This is a genomic window from Acinetobacter sp. ABJ_C4_1, from assembly GCF_044538495.1.
In the GTDB taxonomy this organism is placed as follows: Bacteria; Pseudomonadota; Gammaproteobacteria; order Pseudomonadales; family Moraxellaceae; genus Acinetobacter; species Acinetobacter nosocomialis_A.
The window spans coordinates 1-22,051 of record NZ_JBIUCQ010000001.1 but is presented as its reverse complement, the minus strand read 5'-3'; the positions used below and the strand labels follow the sequence as shown (position 1 = coordinate 22,051).

The following is a 22,051-nucleotide window of genomic DNA, read 5'->3' as shown; positions in this document are numbered from 1 at the left end:
AAAATAGTCCTCTAGAATATTTAAAAATTAAATAGCCAATATTATTTGCTCTTCATTCTATTTTCACGTTATGGTGAAGTGAAAGAAGTGAGGTGAATAAAATGAGCCTATTACAACAACTTGCAATTAAACATCCAATTTTTCTGGCTCCCATGGCAGGGGTTTCTACACCAGAACTAGCGGCCGAGGTTTCAAATCAAGGAGGCCTTGGATCATTAGGCTTGGGAGCAAATACTCCACAAAGTGCACGTGAACAAATTTTAAAAACTCAAGCACTCACTGAAAACTCATTTCAGGTTAATTTTTTCTGTCATCAATCTACAGAACTTAATCTAGAAAAAGCAAAACAATGGATTGAATATCTACGTCCTCATTTCGAAAAATTTGGTGTTCAACCACCTCAAGAATTGCACTGTATTTATCCAAGTTTTTTAGACAATGATGATTTTTTAAATGTTGTTTTAGAAACTAAACCTAAAGCGGTGAGCTTCCATTTTGGTATTCCGCATCCACATCAAATTAAAGCTTTGAAAGAAGCTGGTATTTTGACTATGGTTTCGGCTACCAACCTGATTGAAGCCCAAGCGATTGAGGCAGCAGATATAGATATTATTGTTGCTCAAGGTATTGAAGCTGGTGGACATCGAGGAATTTTCAACCAGACTTTTGATGCAGCGATTAAAACCAGTGACTTGGTCCAATTGATTGTGAAGCATTGCAAGCTTCCGGTTGTAGCTGCAGGTGGCATCATGACTGGCTTACAAGCCAAACATATGTTGGGCTTAGGAGCAACCGCAGTCCAGTTAGGTACAGCATTTGTTCAATGTCAAACTTCAAATGCTTCTGCTGAATATCGCAAAGCATTATTTACTGAACCTGTAACGCAAATCAGCGCGAGTCTTTCTGGGCGCCCCGCTCGCGGTTTATTCAACCATTGGCATACCAAAATCGATTCACCTACTCGACCTGCCCAACCAGAATATCCATACGCTTACGATTTAGCAAAGCAGCTCAATGCTCTTGCGAGTAAACACCATGACTATGGTTTTGGTGCATTTTGGGCAGGAAGTAATGTTGCACAAATACGCGAATTAGGCGCATCTGATCTGGTCAATCAACTCGTTGTTGAAATGCTAGATAATGAATAAATAAAGATTTTAAGCAACCAGCCCGTGTACTGGTTGCTTTATTTTAGTGAGTAGCCAATAAATTAACTTGTTCAACCTGAACATCGCTCATCAAATTACCTTCTGCAAGTAATTGATTAAAATAACTCTCGACCACTAATGCTTGTTCAGCAGTGGTTTCAACTTTATACATATTTTGTCGGAACTCATTACTTGAACGTAAGCCTTTGGTGTACCAAGCAATATGCTTACGAGCAATACGACATCCGGAATATTCACCATAAAATTGATATAACTCAGACAAATGTCCTAAAAGTACATCTTTGACTTCTTCAATATTGGGAGCAGCCAAATGCTCACCAGTTTTTAAATAATGAGCAATTTCACGGAAAATCCATGGTCGACCTTGTGCAGCCCGCCCAATCATAATTGCATCGGCGCCAGTATAGTCCAATACATATTTTGCTTTCTCAGGACTATCAATGTCACCATTGGCAATTACTGGAATATTGATTAACTGTTTAACATGTTTGATTAATTCATAACGTGCTGTATTTAAATACATGTCTTCACGTGTACGGCCATGCAATGCTAACGCAGCAATCCCAGCCTCTTCAGCACGTTTTGCTACCCGTAAAATATTTTCTTGGCCATTTAAAAATCCCAAACGGGTTTTTAACGTCACAGGAACATCAACTGCTGCAACAACAGCATCCAGTATTCGAGCAACCAAGTCCTCATCTTGTAATAATGCTGAACCTGCTAATTTATTACATACTTTTTTTGCAGGACATCCCATATTGATGTCAACAATTTGCGCCCCATTTGCAACTTGATAACGGGCAGCCTCAGCCAACTGCTCAGGATCAGAACCTGCAATTTGTGCAGAAATAGGAGCGAGCTCTCCATCAAAATTCGCACGATAAAGACTTTTTTTAGTCATCCGCAAAGTTTTGTCAGCAGTCATCATTTCGCTCACCGCATGACCCGCACCAAAATACTTACACAGTGTTCTAAATGGACGGTCTGTGACGCCGGCCATAGGGGCAACAATTAAATTATTTGACAGTTGATAGGGACCAATATACATATATATTCATACAATTGATGATCAACATAGTATACTTCATCCGCTTGATCAGCTCATCTTTTTTGCAGGTGCTTTCCTCGCCATGAACAAACCGTTGTCTTCCCGTTTTTTATTAAAATCATTCGGTGTAGTCACCGTATGCATGAGTTTAGCTGCTTGTGGAGATAAAGCCTGGTGGTCAAAAAATGATGAGCCCGATTTAGAAAGCCAGCAAATTAAAAAGTTAATTCCATCGCGTGTGCATGATCGTGAGTCATGGGCCAAAGATATTGAAGATATTATGCAGGAATTAAAAATTCCTAAAACCAAGCAAAATGTCTGCAGTATTGTCGCGATTGTAGATCAGGAATCTAATTTTGTTGCCAATCCTGTGGTACCGGGTCTTGGTAAAAAAGCAGTTGATGAAGTCAGTACCCGTTTAAATGAAAAGTTTGAAGACAAACTTGGTGAAAAAGTTGGTGGTACTGTCGCAGGCTACTTCGAAGAAGTATTAAAAACCCAGCCTTCCCCTGACAACAACTACATGAGTCAGATGCGTAAAGTCAAAACTGAAAAAGATCTCGACTTACTTTATCGCCAAATTTTTGATTTTATGACTCAACATTATCATGTCAGTGCTTTAACGGGCGCAGCCAAATTGGTCGGACAAGATATTGGCGAGAAAATGAATCCAATCACTACACTGGGTTCAATGCAAGTTCATATTAATTATGCCAAAGCTCATAAGCGTTCTAGCATGAATATTGCAGACCTTAGAAATGATCTTTATACGCAATATGGTGGTTTATATTATGGTATTCACCGCTTGATGGTATATCCAGCAGACTATGATAAGGCCATTTACCGTTTTGCCGATTATAACTCAGGCATGTACTCTAGCCGTAATGCTGCTTTTCAAAGCATGCTTGATGCCCTTACTGATACTAAACTTACCTTAGATGGTGATTTATTACTTTACAATAAATCTGGTGATCCACTCGCAGTTCAGAGTCAGTCAGAAAAAGAGTTAATGAAGCTATTTACTGCAAATAATGTTTTAATTACTCCAAGACAACTTCGCGATGACCTGAAGTTAGAAAAAGAGAAAAAGTTTGAAAGTACAACAACTTATATTGCATTAACTAAACTTTATAAGGCTAAAACTGGCAAAGAGCCGATCTATGCCATGATGCCTCAAGTGGTAATTTCTGGGCCTAAATTAAGTCGTGACTACAATACTAACTGGTATGCAACCCGCGTAAACGGACGATATGAATCATGTATGCAACGAGCGAAACGAATAAGACAATAAAAAATCTCGCCCTGTTCGATTTTGATGGGACCTTGTGCAGTAAAGACAGTTTTACAGGGTTCATCTTTTATGCGTTATCTAAGCGCCACATCGTTAAGCAAGGCTTGAAAATCCTGCCATGGATTCAAGCCTACTACCTTAATTTTTATCCTGCCCATGCGATGCGAGCTAAGCTGTTCCGAAGCATGTTCCGCAATACCCCAGCAATTGAGCTGCAAAGATTAGGTGAAGAATATGCACAAGAGCTCGTCTCGACGCTTTCACCTGAAATGTTTGCACAATTACAGCAACACCAGCTATTAGGTGATCAGGTGGTATTAGTTTCTGCTTCCATTGATATCTATCTTGCTCCACTTTGCAAATTACTAGGTATCGAATTAATTTGTACTGAAACTCAAGTTAAAAATGGCATCATGACGGGCTACTATTCAACACCAGATTGTAGTAATGAACAAAAGAAGTTAAGAATACATGAACAGTATTCTTTGCAGGATTATTATCAAATTTATGCTTATGGGAATACTTCAGAAGATTTAGACATGCTAAGCCTTGCCACCCATCCTTTTATGGTCGGTGAAGATCGAATCTTGCCATCATTAACACCACAAAAAAAGCTCGCATAAAGCGAGCTTTTTAATTGAACACAACTTAATAAATCGCCATATGGTCACGATGGATCATTTCAAGCGAACGGGCTTCTCCAAGTACTTGGTAAACCTTATCTGAAGAAAGGCCTTTAATAATTTCAGCTGAACGAGAACTAAAGTTTACTCGTCCAACCGCAATACGTTTGCCTTGTTTATCCACACATTCAACCACATCACCACGATCAAAATGTCCTTCAACAGTTTTGACCCCAACAGGGAGTAAACTGCGATGTTTTGATTTAATCGCGTCAACCGCGCCATCATCAATTACCAAGCGACCTGCTGTTTGTAAATGTGCAGCAAGCCACTGTTGATGTGCTGTCATACGGTCTTTATCTGTTGTGAATAATGTACCTAACATTTCACCAGCCATTACTCGTGACAATACATTGTCACTTTCACCACTAGCAATCAGTGTTGGACAGCCTGACTTGGCAGCTAAACGTGCAGCACGAACTTTAGTGACCATGCCACCTCGTCCAAGAAGTCCACCACCGCCAGCCATTTCAAATAAGACATCGTCCATGGCACGCACAGTTGATAACAACTTTGCATCTGGGTTATGGCGTGGGTCTGAGTCAAACATGCCTTGCTGATCTGTTAAAATGATCAGTAAATCAGCATGTACTTGACCAGCAACCATTGCTGCTAAGGTGTCATTATCACCAAAACGAATCTCGTCAGTAGAGACAGTATCGTTTTCATTGATAACCGGAATAACACGCCAGTCAATCAAGTTCTGCAACGCATCGCATGAGTTCAAATAACGACGGCGATCTGCCAAATCGTCATGTGTTAATAACACTTGCGCTGTTCGAATACTATGATTTTCAAGCACGCTAGACCATGTATGAATTAGGCCCATTTGCCCAATTGCGGCACATGCTTGTAAACTGGGTAGATCGGTGGGTCGACTCGCAAGCTTCATACGAACCATACCTTCTGCTACAGCTCCTGAAGACACTAAAATAATTTCGTGTCCAGCATTGTGTAAATCTGCAATCTGTTTCGCCCAATGCGAAATAGCTTCCAGATCTAGCCCCTGCCCATTTGCTGTGAGTAAAGATGATCCGATTTTAACAACGATTCGTTTACACTCACTGAGCTTACGTTGCCCATCGACCACTTCTATCATGTTTTCCTCGGTTTTTTAGTCACGAACGTAGATGCTTTCTACATCATTGTCGTCTTCATCATCGTCAAAATCGTCATCATCGTCCATCATACTTTCGAGACGTTGTGCTCGACGCATCGCACGATATGCTTCTTTTGCCGCAATGGTTTGTTCACGTGTTTCAACTTCTAGTTGTTCACGGAAAGCTCTTACTTCTGCTGCGTACTCAGGATCTTCAACTTCGCGTTCACGTTGTTGTTCAATCTGATCCATCAAGTAATACACAACTTCTTTTGTTCCTTCGCTTAATAAGCCTGATGTCTTAAAGACAGGACCAGTCCACTCTAATTCATCTAGAATGTGCTGACACCATTCTTCACGGCTTTCTTCAGCAATTTGATCCAGTTTATTCAGCACCAAAACAACCGGTAGTTTCGCCAAAGTAGGTGAAAACTTAGCCAACTCGTTCATAATTGCTTTTGCATTATGTGCTGGATCTGAACCATCAATTGGTTGTACATCAATGATGTGTAACAGAATACGAGTACGTGCCAAGTGTTTAAGGAAACGAATTCCTAGACCTGCACCCTCTGCTGCACCTTCAATAAGACCCGGAATATCGGCCATTACAAATGAACGATGACGGTCAGCATCTACAACACCTAAGTTTGGAACCATGGTTGTAAATGGATAGTCTGCCACTTTTGGTTTTGCAGCACTTACAGCACGAATGAAAGTAGATTTACCCGCATTTGGCATACCTAATAAGCCAACATCTGCCAATACTTTCAACTCAAGACGAATTTCACGAAATTCACCTTTTGTACCCGTAGTACATTTACGTGGAGCACGGTTAGTTGATGATTTAAAGTGAGTATTCCCCAAACCACCTTCACCACCACCTGCAACCAGAATTCTTTGGCCGTCTTCAACCAAGTCGCCAATAATATCGCCAGAATCTGTATCAACAATTGTTGTACCAACAGGTACTTTTAAAACCACATCTTCACCACCGCGTCCGGTACAGTTAGCACCTGCACCGTTTTTACCACGCTCAGCGCGGAATTTACGGGTGTAACGGTAATCGACTAGCGTACTTGTATCATCATCAGCTTGAATATAGATACTTCCACCACGTCCGCCATCACCACCATCTGGGCCACCAAATGGTACAAATTTTTCACGGCGAAAACTGGCTACGCCATTGCCACCGTCGCCAGCCTCTACGGTAATGACTGCTTCATCAACAAAGCGCATTTGCCAATCCTCTAAAAACTCTAAAACCGCCTATTCTGCCATATTTTCATAAAATTCTCGAATAGAAAATCGAGAGAATTCTACTTTCATAGGTCTTATTTTATTTCTTTTGATATTGATAAAAATTTACAGCAGATCATCGCCTCTCTTTATGTGTTGCCCCTTAAGGATGAACATTACGTAAAGGCAAATCCATCTTCATATCTAAATTAGCTTTGGTGTGCTGTACCGAGTTATACATAATCGCATTAAAGCTTGAGATATTACCCATTTCCATTGCATCGTTAATTTTCAAACTTGGATTAAACTGATGTTTAATGGGTAAGTTTACCGACTCATCAAACTCAAAATAAACCGGACCATTAAAAGCAATTTTAACGGGAATGGTATAACTACGTTTTAACTGAAATGGAATATCCAAATTGATGGGGATATTTAATTTTAATGGAAATCTAGGAAGTAATTTATTTTGATAAATTAAATCGGTGGTTGTTTCTAAAGGCATGACCTGATCAACTTTTAGCGTTGTCGCATAATCAACACTTACTGTAATTGGAGTCTCAACTTCAAACTCTAAATCAGCCAAATATCTTCCCTTTAATGGCACCGAAATCTGACGATCAATATCAATTGAAGTATCTAGTTTACCTATAGATTGTACTTGTAAGTTATTACCAACATGGATCTTCGTTTCTAGTGATTCTGGTAATCGAATATCTGACTCGTGTGCAGAAACAACCACTGAAGCCTGTATGTTTAAATAGAGCCAAAATAAAATTGCCGTGAGTACCATAATCAGAAAGAAACTGATGAGCATACTTTTTATTGAACCCAACATAAGCCACCCACCTACTTTTTCTGGTTCTGAGCAGGTAAAGATGTAGCATTATCATCTTTAACACGATTAAGGCTCATGCTCGATAAAGGTATTTTTAACTCACCATGCTCAATTCTAACTGGCAACGTATTTTTCACATCTACCGAAGCATTTAAAGCAGTTTTTACAGGTACATTCAAACTCCCCTGAATTGGAATGTTTGTTTTTAACTGAGCATTTAATGGAATATGAAGATCTTCTTTTAAAACAGTTTTAACTGGAGCATCAAATTTCAAATGAACTTTTTGATCAAGTGGGACTTGAATATCAATAGGTACATCAAGCTTTAATGGAATATTACCTTTTAATGGCAAAGTAATATCCCTACCTAATACTCTGACTTGAACTTTTGTGTCTATTGGTAGGCTTTGATCAACTTTTAACGTTTCTTTAACTGGGATAACGGTACTAATTGGCACCATATTATCGAAATAGACACGTGGAGTTAACGTCTGTGTGAGAGGAATCGTTAACTTTTCATTAATAGGAATATTCGCATTTACTCGGCCTTTTACATCGACATTTAAAGCATCTTTTACTTTAACTTGCACCTGCAATGGTTCTTGTAAATCAATCGCTACAGCTTGGTTTTTCAGCGGAATATAAATATTAAAATGCTTGAAAACCCAAATGGCGATGAGTACACCACATATATTCGCGATGATGATAAAAAAGAAGACGATTAATAATCTTTTAAACTGCTGCAATTCCAATCCCTTTACTATTTCTTTTTGTTCCTTAAGTCCTATTCTCATTGATTTCTAAAAAATAATCAGCATATATTTTGTACGGTTGTAAAAAAACCCAGTCTAAACTGGGTCTTTTTGTCACATACTTTTATCTAACGTTAAATGAAATTAAGCGTTAGTTTCTGCAGGAATTTTTGTATAGCTTACGCCACACATTTGTTCAGCGATACGTAATACTTGGCAGCTATAACCTACTTCGTTATCGTACCAAACATAAGCAGTTAAGCGGTTACCAGAAGTAATCGTTGCTTGAGCATCATATACACCCGCTGTACGAGAACCGATAAAGTCGCTTGATACTACTTCTGTAGAGTTTGTATAACCGATTTGACCTTGAAGGTTAGAGTTAATCGAGATTTGACGAATGTATTCGTTCACTTCTTCACGATCAACTTCTTTATCAAGCGTTAAGTTTAAAATCGCAAGAGATACGTTTGGTGTAGGAACACGTACAGAGTTACCAGTTAACTTACCTTTTAATGCAGGTAATGCTTTAGCAACAGCTTTAGCAGCACCAGTTTCAGTAATAACCATATTCAATGTAGCTGCACGACCACGACGATCAGCTTTGTGGTAGTTATCGATTAAGTTCTGGTCATTTGTAAATGAGTGAACTGTCTCAACGTGACCGTTAAGAACTTTATATTTGTCATCCAATACTTTAAGAATTGGAGTGATTGCATTTGTTGTACAACTTGCAGCAGAGATGATTTTGTCTTCATCTAAGATGTCAGTGTTGTTTACACCAAATACAACGTTTTTCATTTCGCCTTTACTTGGTGCAGTTAATACAACACGTGCAACGCCTGGGCATTTCAAGTGTTGGCTTAAGCCTTCAGCATCACGCCATTTACCAGTGTTGTCGATTAAAAGCGCGTTTTCAATACCGTATTGTGTATAGTCTACTTCACTTGGGCTAGATGCATAGATCACTTTAATGAAGTTACCATTCGCAATGATTGCTTCGTTTTCTTCATCAACAGAGATTGTACCAGCGAAAGTACCGTGAATTGAGTCACGACGAAGTAAAGAAGCACGTTTTGCTAAGTCACCGTCAGAAGACTTACGAACAACAATCGCTTTAAGGCTTAAACCACGACCTAAACCTGATTGGCTAATGATTAAACGAGCTAAGATACGACCAATACGACCAAAACCGTAAAGAACTACGTCTTTAGGTTGTTCAGAAGTTGCGCTACCTTTAATTGACTCAACTGCTTGAGCAACAAACGCGTCAACATCACCGCCTTTTTCTTTATATTCAACTGCAAGTTTACCGATATCAACTTCTGCAGAACCAATGTTTTCAACTTTTGCTAAAGCTTCTAAAATTGGGAATGTATTTACAACAGAAAGCTCAACATCTACAACACGTGTACGACGGTGAGTTTTCAAAATTTGAATAACAGAACGGTTAATTAAAGAGCGACCGTAAACAGATACGACAATATTTTTTTCACGGTATAATTGACCGATTACTGCAATCATACGTTCCGCGATTTCTTCACGGTTTTTCCAACGGCCTTGGTGTTCAGCGTGCAGGGCGATGATAGTGTCTTTGCTCACAGATACGTCCTCTAATTAATTATATCTAGGCGTGATTTTTAAAACCCCGTAATTGTAATGGAATTATTAGCAAGAATGAATCAAAAGCTGACGTTAGTGGCTAGATTTTCCTAAAATTCATCATAAATTCATAAAATACCTATAATTATTTTTTATTATCTTATTGTTTAAAGCAGCTAAATTTTTGCTTTTTCTTACTTTTTAGATTCTGATGCTCTAATCGTGAGCATCATTTTTTAATCTTTTTTGATATTTTTCGATATTTAACTGCAAATTTTTGGCTTTTTGTTGCTGTTGATATAGATGGAATGCACCTTCTAAAACAAGTACGAAAACAGCACACCAGATTGGAAGATAAGTAAACCATTCTTCCTGACCAATGCTTTCCCCTAGCACTAAAGATGCTAAAGCAAGTAACACTGGTTCAAGATATCCAAGCAGACCAAAAACAACCAAAGGTAAGTAACGGCTTGCCAATATATAACATCCCAAGCCTATAGCACTAAGCACACCTAATCCTGCAATAACCAACCCGAGTGTCGGCTGATTGAAAAACTTACTATATGGCAATAACCCTGTATGTGTCAGATAGATTGCAACTGGCATAATAATCAGAAGGTCCCACCAAAAGCCTCCTAAATTATCCGTTTTAATTTTCTTACGTAATAAGAAATAAGCGGAATAACCAATGGCTACCAAAGCAGTTTCCCAAGCAATGCTTCCTAGACGAAAAATCTCATGACCTACACCAACTATGGCCAGAACAATAGCGACCCATTGAAATTTTGATATTTTTTCGCCATATAAAACACTCCCAGCTAACACTAAAACAAGCGGTAGAAGGAAATATCCCAAAGACACTTGTAGACCACGGCCGTGCATTGGTCCCCATAAAAAGAGCCATAACTGTACCGACGTTAAAACGGAGGTTGTGATGAGTAATAAGAGAAAAGAAGGTTTTGCCAAAATACGGTGATAGATATTTTTAATATGGCTTAAGTCACCACTCCACCACATAAACACAGTTAAAAATGGCAAAGTCGCAATAATACGCCATCCAAACGTCTGCTCACTATCGAGTTGACCAAGTAATTGAGTGTAGAAATAAAGCACACCGAAAGTTAATGATGCCATGACAGAGAAAATCACGCCTTTTAACATCATCAACCCCTTCATACTTTAATAAAAATAAAGCGATACAATACTTGATTTATCCACTATACAAAAGAAAAAACCATGCGAAGACATGGTTTTTTATTAAGCAGAATTTATTTATTCTTTGTGCTCAGTATGAATAACGTCACGAATATCAAATCCTAATGTTTTTGCATAATTCAGATATTCGTCAATCACTTCTTTATGCGGGTGTGGCGTTCTAGATAATACCCAAAGATACTTGCGGGAAGGCTCCCCAACTAAAACTGTTTGATAGTCTTCATCCAGCTTTAAAATCCAGTAATCCCCACGAATGACTGGAATCCACCTTACAGCTTCAGGTAAAAAGCTCACTTTTAATTTTGTGTTATAGGGTGGATTAACTACGAAAGCCTCACCAATAGATTGCTGTAATTGCTTGCGATTATCATAACAACGGTTATCTACAACGATATTTCCATTTTCATTCAAGGTGTAAGTTGCAGATACGTTGTAAGCACATTTTTTTTGGAAAAAAGCAGGTTTACGCGCGACTTCATACCACACACCTAAATAACGGTCTAATTCAACTTTATCGACAGTTGGTAAAGGCTTCTGCTGAGCGTAGGCATATGTTCCGACAGCCAAACCAGTCAGAACAATCCCGCCCAATGCAATTTTTGCCAAGCGCCAACTGGCTTGCGGAACATTATTTCGAAATGCCATTGTTGCCCTCAACTTTTAGTTGTGAATACAAAATAACTTAAATATCTACACTAGCTTGTTTTTTAAACAAATCATGTAGTGTTATGTATCCATTTATTGCAACATTTGCGCTTTTAAACGAACAATTTCATCACGAATACGTGCCGCTTGCTCAAACTGTAAGTCTTTAGATGCTTTTAACATTTCTTTCTCAAGCTTAGTAATATGCTTACTAAACAATTTAGGATCAGAAAGAATATGTCGATCATCAGCACTTAGTGCTTGTGCCTGCTCTAATACCTTCTCATCAATTTGATCATCTGAAAGCACTTCACCTGCATCAATTTCTTTGATGACCTGACGAACAGCACTACGAGGTGTAATACCATGTAGTTCGTTGAACTCAATTTGTTTGGCTCTACGGCGCTCAGTCTCATCAATTGCTTTTTGCATAGAATCGGTAATTCTATCTGCATATAAAATTGCTTTACCTTTCACATTTCGCGCAGCACGACCAATGGTCTGAATAAGCGAACGTTCAGAACGTAAAAAGCCCTCTTTATCTGCATCTAAAATAGCAACTAAAGAAACCTCAGGCATATCCAAACCTTCACGAAGCAAGTTAATACCGACTAAAACGTCGAATACACCTGTACGTAACTCATGAATAATTTTGACACGCTCAACTGTATCGATATCTGAGTGCAAATAAGCAACCTTAACGCCATATTCTTTCAAGTAAGACGTTAAATCTTCCGCCATACGTTTAGTTAAAGTGGTCACCAACACACGTTCATTTAAATTCTTACGAATATTAATTTCAGAAAGTACATCATCGACTTGTGTAAGTACTGGGCGAACTTCAATTTCTGGATCAATCAAACCTGTTGGACGAACAACTTGCTCAACCACTTGTTCTGACTTTTCCAATTCGTATTTAGCGGGCGTTGCGCTCACAAATATAGTGGTCGGAACAATACGCTCCCACTCTTCAAATTTCATAGGGCGATTATCAAGCGCACTTGGTAAACGGAAACCATAATTCACTAAGTTTTCTTTACGTGAACGGTCACCTTTATACATTGCGCCAATTTGAGGAACCGTTACATGCGACTCATCAATAATCAGTAAAGCATCGTCTGGTACATAATCAAATAGTGTTGGTGGGGCTTCGCCTGCAGGACGGCCCGATAAATGACGAGAGTAGTTTTCAATACCATTGGTATAGCCTAACTGCTGCATCATTTCCAAATCATAGCGAGTACGTTGCTCGATACGCTGAGCTTCAAGTAACTTGTCATGTTCACGGAAGAACTTAAGCTGGTCTTGAAGTTCTTCCTTAATGGTATCAATAGCACGTGTTAAGTTGTCTTTTGGTGTCACATAATGGCTTTTTGGATAAATCGTAACACGTGGTACTTTGCGCACCATCTTACCGGTGAGTGGATCAAACCAGCGAATTGAGTCTACTTCGTCATCAAAAAGCTCAATACGAATCGCATGTTGGTCAGATTCAGCTGGGAAAATGTCAATAATTTCGCCACGAATTCGATAAGTACCACGTAAGAACTCAAGCTCATTACGCGTATATTGCATTTCAACCAAACGACGAATGATTTCGTCTCGACTCACGCGATCACCCTGCACCACATGCAATAACATTTGCATATAAGCATTTGGGTCACCCAAACCATAAATAGCAGATACAGAAGCAACAATAATTGCATCACGGCGTTCTAACAAAGCACGTGTTGCCGATAAACGCATCTGGTCAATATGGTCATTAATTGCTGCGTCTTTTTCAATAAACGTATCTGAAGAAGGAACATAAGCTTCGGGTTGATAATAATCGTAATAACTTACGAAGTACTCAACTGCATTATTTGGAAAGAAGGCTTTAAACTCACCATAAAGCTGGGCTGCCAAAGTCTTATTATGCGCCATCACAATGGTTGGTCGTTGTGTTTGGGCAATCACGTTTGCCATGGTATAGGTCTTACCTGAACCAGTCACACCCAACAGCAACTGATTACGAAAACCTTTTTCGACACCATTCACCAGCTTTTCAATTGCCTGTGGCTGATCACCCGCTGGCTGGTAATGAGTGACCAAATCGAAAGGTTGATTTTCGTTCACAGTTCTCTCTCTTTATAAAAATTTGAATTTATCGTCTAGCAACTTAATGGGGATTTTTTCCCTAATTTAAAGTCTGTAGCCAGATTAATCTACAGCGAAAATATTAAGCATCTTGATACTTGACCAATGCTTTAAACGGTTGCAACATGGACTTATCCATTAGATAAAAAGCATAACCATGACCTATCAATATCATGATGAAAGTATTGTAACTGAACTCCCTGAAGATACAGTGTTTGTCTTCGGTAGTAATATGGCTGGGCAACATGGTAGTGGAGCCGCACGTGTTGCCAGTCAGCATTTCGGGGCTGTAGAAGGTGTAGGACGTGGCTGGGCTGGACAAAGCTTTGCAATTCCGACTTTAAATGAACATATTCAACAAATGCCACTCTCCCAAATCGAGCATTATGTTGAAGACTTTAAAATTTATGCAAAAAATCACCCTAAAATGAAATACTTTGTAACTGCTTTAGGATGTGGGATCGCAGGTTATAAAGTTTCCGAAATTGCTCCGCTTTTTAAAGGCATATATCACAATGTGATTTTTCCAGAATCATTTAAACCGTATGTTGAAGATAATGCTGTTTCACAGTTTCCAACACTCACTCAAAAAATGGTTCAAAGTTTCATTAACGATGAAGTTATTTTCTACTTTAATCACGGCAGTGACTCTTTTGAAGATGCTTTAGATAAAACTGATTTATCAAATGCTGAAAAAGCGATAGCACTGATTGTCTTAAATGAAGAGTTATACCCTCGTGACCGCTATGGCAGAGGCCGAGATCACGAATTGAGTGATATTTTAGGTAAGCTCAATGGTAAGATTTTCAATATTCATGGTAACTCAGAAGGCGCAATGATTTTTGTTAGTGTCATTGTGGCACTGATGGAACTTTACGATTTCGATGAACAAGACTTTATTAAATTATGGCGGGGCGAGAAAAATATCGACCACCCAATTAACCGTTAATTTATTTTGATATTTTATGAGTAAAGCAGATAAATTCTGCTTTCTCATTATTTTAATTATTCTAAAGATTTAAACTGATTATTTTCCCAAATCCTAATTTTTCTCATTATACTTTAAAACGAACTGAATACTTAAAGAAACAAATGGAAACTTTAGATTCTTCAATTTTTGACTTAACCCCAATTCCAATGTGGATTGAGGACTTCAGTGAAGTAAAGCAGTTATTTGACCTATGGAGAAATCAGGGGGTCGAAGACCTATATGATTTTCTAAGTCAAAATGAAAATTTGATTGTCGAATGTGCCCATAAAATTAAAATTATTAAGGTCAACCAAAAAGTATTAGAACTTTTTGAAGCAAAAAACCAAGAAGAATTATGTGCCAATTTAAATCTTATTTTTAAAAAAGAAATGTTTGAAGCCCATATTCATGAACTCGAAGCGTTATGGAATGGCAAAACTCATTTTTCAAGTACCACTATAAATTACACGCTCTCTGGTAAACGTATTGATGTACAACTGCGTGGAGCAATTTTACCGGGTTCTGAAACTACATTTGACCGTATTTTAATTACCACCGAAGACATTACGCCGTATCAAAATGCACTTCGTCAGGAAGAGAAAAATCGACGCCTAGCAGAGTCAATGTTTATCTACTCCCCGACTTCGCTTTGGGTTGAAGATTTTAGCCGTATTAAAAATAGAATTGATCAGCTTAGGCTATTAGGTATTGAAGACTTTAGGACTTTTTTAGATGTACATCCTGAGTTTGTGCGTCAATGTATAGAAGATATTCTAATTTTAGATGTTAACCAGTCGACTCTCGATTTATTTAAAGCCCCTGACAAAACGACTCTCTTAAAAAATACCCATAAAGTTTTTGCTGAAGAAATGGTGGAAACTTTTAGAGAACAGCTGATTGAACTCTGGCAAGGAAATATTCACCACAAGCGTGAAGCCGTTAATTATGCCTTAGACGGACAAATTAGAAATGTCTTACTACAGTTTACCGTATTCCCAGGCTATGAAGAGACTTGGGGATTGGTACAAGTTGCACTTACAGATATTACTGCACGAAAGAAAGCTGAAAATTATTTAGAATATTTAGGCCAGCATGATGTGCTGACTAAGCTTTATAACCGTGCTTTTTTTACAGAAGAACTTAATCGCTTAAATCGCAGTATTATTCGCCCTGTTTCTTCAATTTTTTTAGACATGAATGGTTTAAAAGAAACCAATGATCAACTTGGTCACGATATTGGTGATGGTTTATTGCGGCGTGTAGGTAATATTTTAAATCAGGCAATCACAAATACTGCATATACAGCTTCTCGAATCGGTGGCGACGAGTTTGTGATTTTAATGCCTGGCGCTGATGAAGCGAATGTTTTAATGATGCTGCAAACTATTCAGGAGCTTTTCAATATAGATAATCAATATTACTCAAGCCATCCAATTAGTATTGCTATTGGACATGCAACCACAAAAGAAAATGAACAAGTGGAAGATATGCTAAAACGCGCAGATCACCATATGTATCAAAAGAAAAAAAGTTATTATCAAGAAGTGCCACAACAATAAAAAAAACAGGCATATTGCCTGTTTTTTTAAATTAACGTTTACCCATAGAACGGCGCGTGCCACGTGGTGGCATCCAAGTTCTATCTGCATATTGCTCTGGCTTCGGACGCACTTGGTTGTGTACAGCATCATCTGCTTGATTGCTTTCATTCGGCATTGGGAATGGCAATTTCACCAAAGCCTTTTTCTGTTTTGGTTGTTGCTCAGTCATGATTCAGTCTCGATATTTCGATTGCGACTTATTATAAAGGATTTTTCTCATTTCTTTCGAAAAAAGCTTCAATTGAGTAAAACCACAACAAGATCTTTCTTAAATTAAACTTTTTTACATCTAAAAATACCCACATCCGCAAATTGCCTAATTTTTGCGATAAGATAGTATGCTTTTTATTTTTTAATCCCATAAGAGGAATATTGCCGTGGACGTACGTCTTTCTGATCGTGTCAATGCTATCAAACCGTCCCCTACACTTGCTGTAACTAACAAAGCTGCTGAGCTTAAAGCTGCTGGCAAGAACGTGATTGGTTTAGGTGCTGGCGAACCAGACTTTGATACCCCGCAACACATCAAAGATGCTGCAATTGAAGCGATTAATAATGGTTTCACCAAATATACGGCTGTAGATGGTACTCCTGGATTAAAAAAAGCAATTATTGCTAAATTTAAGCGTGATAATAATCTTGATTATCAAGCGAATCAGATTTTGGTTTCATGTGGTGGTAAGCAAAGCTTCTTTAACTTGGCACTTGCTCTATTAAACAAAGGCGATGAAGTTATCATTCCAGCACCTTTCTGGGTAAGCTATCCAGATATGGTCATTATTGCTGAAGGTACTCCAATTATTGTGAAATGTGGTGAAGACCAACGCTTCAAAATTACACCTGAACAATTAGAAGCTGCAATTACACCAAACACTCGTTTAGTGGTATTAAACAGCCCATCTAACCCAACAGGTATGATTTATAGCAAAGCTGAATTAGAAGCTTTAGCAGAAGTTTTACGTCGTCATCCACAAGTATTTGTTGCTTCTGATGACATGTATGAACCAATTCGTTGGGAAGATGAGTTCTACAACATTGCAACTGTTGCTCCAGATTTATATGACCGCACAATTGTTTTAAATGGTGTATCTAAAGCATATGCAATGACTGGTTGGCGTATTGGCTATGCAGCCGGCCCAGCAAAAATCATTGGTGCAATGAAAAAAATCCAGTCTCAATCAACTTCTAACCCAACTTCAATTTCACAAGTTGCTGCTGAAGCTGCATTGAATGGTCCACAAGATGTTTTAGAGCCAATGATTGAAGCGTTTAAACGTCGTCATGACTTAGTAGTTAATGGCTTAAATGACATCAAAGGTATCTCTTGTTTACCTGCTGATGGTGCATTCTATGCGTATGCAAACATTCGCCCTCTTATTCGTGCAAAAGGCTTAAAGTCTTGCACAGAATTCTCTGAATGGTTACTTGAAGAAACTGGCGTAGCAGTTGTTCCTGGTGATGCATTTGGTTTAGGCGGCTTCATGCGTATTTCATATGCAACAGCTGATGAAGTACTTGTTGATGCGTTAGCACGTATCAAAAAAGCTGCTGAATCAATCGAAGGTGTTGATGCTGCAATTGCATCTATCGAAGCTGAAAAAGCTGCTAAATAATTTGTAAAATTAAAAAGGAAGTTTCTATCTGAAACTTCCTTTTTATCATATTGATTTATACGACCTTTAAAATAGTTATTATAAAATAAGAAGCTAATATTTTTAGCTAGCTTGCTAATTTCAACCTTTCTCTTTTTATAGTAAAATAATAAATTAAGATAAAATGTATCATTAAATAAATCTTCCGTTATTAAAAGCACTTTGAGTAAAAGAAATGACCGCTTGGCAAAGATTAGGAATAGAACCAACAGATAACCAGAGAGAAATAAAAAAGGCTTATGCCAAACAACTAAAATTAATCGATCAAGATACCCAGCCAGAAGAATTTATTCGTCTCAGAGAGGCGTTAGAAATCGCACAATTCGAAGCAGAACATTTAACATATGAAAATGAGGATTCGGATAATTCATTTTCTATATTTGAAGAAAATGCTTCATTTAATCAGCAAAATTCAAATCCAGATGACTTAAATGATCAAACACTTGAAAATAAACTTAAGAGATTAAAACATCATATTTTTATTCAAGACATTAACTTCAATATACGCGATGAATTAATTCATTTTAATAATGAAATTGAAGCATATAAAGATAAAAGTATTAGCAGCCATTTCAGAAATCAAGTTTTAGATTTATTAAAAGAAAATGATCTTGATGATTTTTATTATATCTTTACAGAAAAAGATGCCGAAAACTTTGATACAAACTATCAGAAAATAATTGAAAAAGAAAAAATCGAATATTCCGTTTCCAATAACGAATCTATTCAACCAGATGCACTTAGTATTCCAGCAATTCTTGAGGAAGTTAGCAATGCACTATGGAATAAAGATATTAGTGATATAACATTCAATAAATTCAATTATTTACTTAGTCAAAAATATGATATTCCTCTCAATCAACAAATAGAAATAAAAGATCAACTCCAAGCCCCTTTAGCAGAAATTGAAATTTATGATTTACAGCCTGAATATTTTCGGTTTCTAGAATTGTGGCATGAAACTTATCCTGATGATATTCATCAATATAATCCATCTTATTACTCAAGCTTACTACAGGAAAAATTAAATAGCTTTTTATCTCAATACAAACTCTTAAAAAAATTACCTAATGAGCATTTTGCACTATTAAATGAACTGTCTGGTGAAAAAAAATTTCATCCATTGAAAATGCTCAAGTTAAGAAAAAGTTTAAATAAAATTTCAAAAAACTATAGCACAGTTGAAATTATTGATAAATTTCAGCTTTCTAACACCCAAACTAACTCTAATTACTTATTTCTAAAAAGTTTAAGCAGTTTTTGGAAATTTACTATTATAAATATACTATTTATAACTATAACCTTTCTCTTTTTTAATTCCCTTATAGCTCCAGATAATCAAATTATAGTAAATTTATTAATTACGGTCTGCATTAGCCTCTTATATATATTTATACTACAACCTATATTAAATACTAAAATTTTAGGTCACCCTGATTATGAAAGAACATTGGGCTATTATCTTAAATATTGGTGTTTAAGTGGATTTATTCTCTGTAGTTTGACCCCTTGGCTTCCAGATTTACCCCATCAACTTCTAAGTTATGGATGGTTTATATCTACAATTATACTACTGAGTGCATTGCTGCTAGATGCAACACCATATATGAATAGATTAGAGCAAAGTGCATTTATTAATGTCGATAAATGGATAATCAATATCGGCTTAATCTCTCTTAGTATTTTTCTTATTTCTGTCTTTCTTATTATTGGTGAACCTGATCATATCTGGTTCATAATTTATAGTCTGATCCCGATCTGTTTCTTATTTTACCCAGAATCTTTCCGCCCTCTCTTCTATATTTTTGGATACAATAAAGAAGATACCAACTTAACAGATAAACAAATAATGTATAGAAGTATTGGTATTATCTTCTTTAGGCTATTTTGGATTTTTGGCTTTAGCTATTTATTTATAAAATCTTCCTCACAACCTTTTATGTATGCTGCAGGCTTGATTTTAGGAAGTATATTAATAACCGGATTTAGTGCCAAGAATCTCTCTTCTACACTTAAATATTTAACCTACATCGCCTTATGTATAGCAACGTTATACACCATACTCATCCCTTTGATATTAATTTATTATTTATATCAAAGCTCTCAAGCAAAAAAAATCATTTTATCTAGCTGCTAAAAATATCCCCTTGTATGTATCTAACAAAGAATTCATACAAGGGGATATAAATTAATACTCTTCAAACAAACTTAAATCTTCAATTTCATTAAGAAAAGCTTCGAAATGTTGTTGCGCCTCACGTATTTGTCTTGGATCCTGCAAATTTAAAATATAATTAAATTGTTGTGTTCGCTCCCCAATCTGTAAACGTAAATCTCCTGTATATTCACTAAATAAACGCTCTGCTCGTAATAATAAGCTCTTATTCATTAAAGTATCACGAGGATGTATTTTCAACTCCTGCAACTGTTGACGCGCCTGCTCTATTTGTTCTGCACTCATCACATTTTGATGATTAACAATCACTTTTTGAAGCTTTTCCCCCGTGCTTGGAACTTCTATATCAACCTCTAAAATACCATTTGGATTGTAAGAGAATCGTACCTCAATAGATAAATAGTCATTATTTGGAGGTAAAGGCACATTGAGCTCACCTAAAAAAATGTTTTCCTTACACAGACGATGTTCGCCTTGGTAAATCTTAACAATAATTTCTCTCTGTCCTTTATTCATCGCAGTATATGTATTCACCTTACTGGCTGGAATTACAATATTGCGCTCTAAGATAGGTGAAAACTGTCCATCATTTCCCACCGCTATCCCCAAACTAAATGGACAAACATCTGTTAAAACAATCTCTTTTAATGATACGTCTTTCGCTTTTAAACCTGCTTGTACACATGCGCCTCGTACAATTGCTTCATCAGGTTGGACACTTGTCGAGGGAAAACGGCCAAATAATTTTGTTACCAATTTGCGAACTACCGGAATACGTGTTGCCCCACCTACCATAATAATTTGGTCAACCTGTTGAGGCAGAACCCTAGCATCTCTTAAGGCACGCTCTAATGGACGGCGCAATCTAAGCAGTAATGGCTCAGCCAATACTGCGAATTCTTCTTGGGTAATTTCTAAAGTTGCTTCCTTATCTTTCCATTTAAATATTAACTCTGTTTTTGCTTCTTTACTTAAAACATGGAGACTATGTTGTGCTCTAGCTCTTAATGCTGTTTCAATATCAAATGGAATAGTATTTTCAGTATAGCCAAAAATAGTTGCATACTGTTTCCAGTATTGCTTCATTAGTAACTGGACAAAGTCATCTCCACCTAAATAATTATCTCCTGCACTAGCTCTCACTTCAGTAATGCCATCAAACAACTCAACAATTGAGACATCAAAGGTTCCCCCACCTAAATCAAAAATTAGGAAACAACTGTCCTGCGTTTGACCTAGTCCATATGCTAAAGCCGCAGCCGTAGGTTCATTAATGAGTCGACTAACTTTTAAACCAGCAAGTTCTGCAGCAGATATAGTTGCTTGACGTTGTATATCATTAAAGTAAGCAGGCACTGTAATCACAGCATCCTCTACTTCACATTGCAAAGCCTGCTCTACGTCCTCTTTAAGAGATTTTAATATCAATGAAGACAATTCAACTGCTGAAAAGCTCTGTTGACCTAATTTTAATCTTTTTGAAGTCCCCATTAATCGCTTAAAACTAGTTAATACCTCTTTACCACGGCTTCTTAACTCCAATGCAGCTTGCCCAATTAATATTTGCCCCTGCTCATCCAGTGCAATAGCTGAAGGTGTAGTTTTCATACCATAAGGATTATTAATAAGTCTAGACTGACCATTTTCAAAAATACCAACAAGTGAATTACTGGTTCCAAGATCAATTGCTATAAGAGGTTTAGTATCTATCATTTTCTATCAATAATTTAGAAATATTCATTTTAAAATTATTTTATTCGATTTAATAAATATTGGCGAGTTTTAGTTACTATTAAAACTTATTGATTCAACTTTATTAGAATATTTAATTTTTTATTTTCTAATCTTCTATACTCGAAGATTCTCTCATAGTTTTAACTCCAATTTTTTTATTGTAAAGCCTAATTTTAGCAATTAGGTCTATATATAATTCTAATT

At 37.1% G+C, this 22,051-nt stretch carries 18 protein-coding genes; 7 read left to right on the top strand and 11 right to left on the bottom strand.

The features are described 5' to 3' along the window. The first annotated feature begins 101 nt into the window (after positions 1 to 101). Entirely contained in the window at positions 102 to 1,148 is a 1,047-nt protein-coding gene (locus tag ACIF8R_RS00090) for an NAD(P)H-dependent flavin oxidoreductase (protein WP_396478280.1), read from the top strand. A gap of 43 nt (positions 1,149 to 1,191) precedes the next feature. Here ACIF8R_RS00090 and dusB read toward each other — a convergent pair whose 3' ends face one another. Continuing rightward, positions 1,192 to 2,217 (bottom strand): tRNA dihydrouridine synthase DusB, encoded by a 1,026-nt coding sequence (gene dusB / locus ACIF8R_RS00085; RefSeq protein WP_396478278.1) that lies wholly within the window; start codon positions 2,215 to 2,217, stop codon positions 1,192 to 1,194. 82 nt (positions 2,218 to 2,299) lie between these two features. On the opposite strand from dusB, the gene ACIF8R_RS00080 reads away from it, so the two are divergent. Together ACIF8R_RS00080 and ACIF8R_RS00075 are read left to right on the top strand one after the other, a co-directional pair. Further along, entirely contained in the window at positions 2,300 to 3,508 is a 1,209-nt protein-coding gene (locus ACIF8R_RS00080; RefSeq protein WP_396478276.1) for a DUF1615 domain-containing protein, read from the top strand. After that, positions 3,475 to 4,131: an HAD family hydrolase gene (locus ACIF8R_RS00075; RefSeq protein WP_396478274.1), complete on the top strand. Its 657-nt coding sequence runs from the start codon at positions 3,475 to 3,477 to the stop codon at positions 4,129 to 4,131. Before ACIF8R_RS00080 ends, ACIF8R_RS00075 begins: the two co-directional genes overlap by 34 nt. A 25-nt stretch (positions 4,132 to 4,156) precedes the next feature. On the opposite strand, the gene proB is transcribed toward ACIF8R_RS00075, so the two are convergent. The 8 genes from proB to uvrB all read right to left on the bottom strand — a co-directional run bounded on the left by proB (position 4,157) and on the right by uvrB (position 13,693). Further along, positions 4,157 to 5,290 (bottom strand): glutamate 5-kinase, encoded by a 1,134-nt coding sequence (gene proB / locus ACIF8R_RS00070; RefSeq protein ID WP_022575289.1) that lies wholly within the window; start codon positions 5,288 to 5,290, stop codon positions 4,157 to 4,159. A gap of 15 nt (positions 5,291 to 5,305) precedes the next feature. Then, positions 5,306 to 6,526, bottom strand: coding sequence for an Obg family GTPase CgtA (gene cgtA / locus ACIF8R_RS00065; protein ID WP_191010286.1), 1,221 nt, complete (start codon positions 6,524 to 6,526; stop codon positions 5,306 to 5,308). Between the two features lie 163 nt (positions 6,527 to 6,689). After that, entirely contained in the window at positions 6,690 to 7,364 is a 675-nt protein-coding gene (locus ACIF8R_RS00060) for a hypothetical protein (RefSeq protein ID WP_311069411.1), read from the bottom strand. A gap of 11 nt (positions 7,365 to 7,375) precedes the next feature. Continuing rightward, complete coding sequence (locus ACIF8R_RS00055; RefSeq protein WP_396478272.1) at positions 7,376 to 8,110, bottom strand: MFS transporter; 735 nt, start codon at positions 8,108 to 8,110, stop codon at positions 7,376 to 7,378. 150 nt (positions 8,111 to 8,260) lie between these two features. After that, the gene (locus tag ACIF8R_RS00050; RefSeq protein WP_263614343.1) at positions 8,261 to 9,718 is read right to left on the bottom strand and encodes a glyceraldehyde-3-phosphate dehydrogenase; all 1,458 of its coding nucleotides are present in this window, start codon (positions 9,716 to 9,718) and stop codon (positions 8,261 to 8,263) included. Between the two features lie 216 nt (positions 9,719 to 9,934). After that, positions 9,935 to 10,882, bottom strand: coding sequence for an EamA family transporter RarD (rarD, locus tag ACIF8R_RS00045; protein WP_396478270.1), 948 nt, complete (start codon positions 10,880 to 10,882; stop codon positions 9,935 to 9,937). A gap of 108 nt (positions 10,883 to 10,990) precedes the next feature. After that, positions 10,991 to 11,578, bottom strand: coding sequence for a lipocalin family protein (locus ACIF8R_RS00040; RefSeq protein ID WP_311069413.1), 588 nt, complete (start codon positions 11,576 to 11,578; stop codon positions 10,991 to 10,993). Positions 11,579 to 11,671: 93 nt separating this feature from the next. Further along, positions 11,672 to 13,693 carry an excinuclease ABC subunit UvrB gene (uvrB, locus tag ACIF8R_RS00035; RefSeq protein WP_396478268.1) on the bottom strand — a complete coding sequence of 674 codons (2,022 nt, stop codon included), beginning with the start codon at positions 13,691 to 13,693 and terminating at the stop codon, positions 11,672 to 11,674. Positions 13,694 to 13,871: 178 nt separating this feature from the next. Between uvrB and ACIF8R_RS00030 the strand changes: the two genes are divergently transcribed. Together ACIF8R_RS00030 and ACIF8R_RS00025 are read left to right on the top strand one after the other, a co-directional pair. Beyond that, positions 13,872 to 14,663 carry a hypothetical protein gene (locus ACIF8R_RS00030; protein WP_016804923.1) on the top strand — a complete coding sequence of 264 codons (792 nt, stop codon included), beginning with the start codon at positions 13,872 to 13,874 and terminating at the stop codon, positions 14,661 to 14,663. A gap of 143 nt (positions 14,664 to 14,806) precedes the next feature. Further along, on the top strand, positions 14,807 to 16,243 hold the full coding sequence (locus ACIF8R_RS00025) for a diguanylate cyclase domain-containing protein (RefSeq protein ID WP_396478265.1): 1,437 nt from the start codon (positions 14,807 to 14,809) through the stop codon (positions 16,241 to 16,243). A gap of 31 nt (positions 16,244 to 16,274) precedes the next feature. On the opposite strand, the gene ACIF8R_RS00020 is transcribed toward ACIF8R_RS00025, so the two are convergent. Further along, complete coding sequence (locus ACIF8R_RS00020; protein ID WP_002118942.1) at positions 16,275 to 16,454, bottom strand: hypothetical protein; 180 nt, start codon at positions 16,452 to 16,454, stop codon at positions 16,275 to 16,277. 208 nt (positions 16,455 to 16,662) lie between these two features. On the opposite strand from ACIF8R_RS00020, the gene ACIF8R_RS00015 reads away from it, so the two are divergent. Then, on the top strand, positions 16,663 to 17,898 hold the full coding sequence (locus tag ACIF8R_RS00015; RefSeq protein WP_396478263.1) for a pyridoxal phosphate-dependent aminotransferase: 1,236 nt from the start codon (positions 16,663 to 16,665) through the stop codon (positions 17,896 to 17,898). Positions 17,899 to 18,112: 214 nt separating this feature from the next. After that, the gene (locus tag ACIF8R_RS00010) at positions 18,113 to 20,074 is read left to right on the top strand and encodes a molecular chaperone (RefSeq protein ID WP_396478261.1); all 1,962 of its coding nucleotides are present in this window, start codon (positions 18,113 to 18,115) and stop codon (positions 20,072 to 20,074) included. Positions 20,075 to 20,125: 51 nt separating this feature from the next. Here the strand turns inward: ACIF8R_RS00010 and ACIF8R_RS00005 are convergent, their stop codons facing one another. Further along, positions 20,126 to 21,826, bottom strand: a complete 1,701-nt coding sequence (locus tag ACIF8R_RS00005) for an Hsp70 family protein (protein ID WP_289739252.1) — start codon at positions 21,824 to 21,826, stop codon at positions 20,126 to 20,128. Positions 21,827 to 22,051 lie beyond the last annotated feature (225 nt).

Coding starts and splice junctions, on each gene's coding strand:
- ACIF8R_RS00025 (WP_396478265.1), top strand. CDS start 14,807: ATGGAAACTTTAGATTCTTCAATTTTTGACTTAACCCCAATTCCAATG.
- ACIF8R_RS00075 (WP_396478274.1), top strand. CDS start 3,475: ATGTATGCAACGAGCGAAACGAATAAGACAATAAAAAATCTCGCCCTG.
- dusB (WP_396478278.1), bottom strand. CDS start 2,217: ATGTATATTGGTCCCTATCAACTGTCAAATAATTTAATTGTTGCCCCT.
- ACIF8R_RS00060 (WP_311069411.1), bottom strand. CDS start 7,364: ATGTTGGGTTCAATAAAAAGTATGCTCATCAGTTTCTTTCTGATTATG.
- ACIF8R_RS00010 (WP_396478261.1), top strand. CDS start 18,113: ATGACCGCTTGGCAAAGATTAGGAATAGAACCAACAGATAACCAGAGA.
- ACIF8R_RS00020 (WP_002118942.1), bottom strand. CDS start 16,454: ATGACTGAGCAACAACCAAAACAGAAAAAGGCTTTGGTGAAATTGCCA.
- proB (WP_022575289.1), bottom strand. CDS start 5,290: ATGATAGAAGTGGTCGATGGGCAACGTAAGCTCAGTGAGTGTAAACGA.
- ACIF8R_RS00005 (WP_289739252.1), bottom strand. CDS start 21,826: ATGATAGATACTAAACCTCTTATAGCAATTGATCTTGGAACCAGTAAT.
- ACIF8R_RS00030 (WP_016804923.1), top strand. CDS start 13,872: ATGACCTATCAATATCATGATGAAAGTATTGTAACTGAACTCCCTGAA.
- ACIF8R_RS00090 (WP_396478280.1), top strand. CDS start 102: ATGAGCCTATTACAACAACTTGCAATTAAACATCCAATTTTTCTGGCT.
- ACIF8R_RS00080 (WP_396478276.1), top strand. CDS start 2,300: ATGAACAAACCGTTGTCTTCCCGTTTTTTATTAAAATCATTCGGTGTA.
- ACIF8R_RS00040 (WP_311069413.1), bottom strand. CDS start 11,578: ATGGCATTTCGAAATAATGTTCCGCAAGCCAGTTGGCGCTTGGCAAAA.
- cgtA (WP_191010286.1), bottom strand. CDS start 6,526: ATGCGCTTTGTTGATGAAGCAGTCATTACCGTAGAGGCTGGCGACGGT.
- rarD (WP_396478270.1), bottom strand. CDS start 10,882: ATGATGTTAAAAGGCGTGATTTTCTCTGTCATGGCATCATTAACTTTC.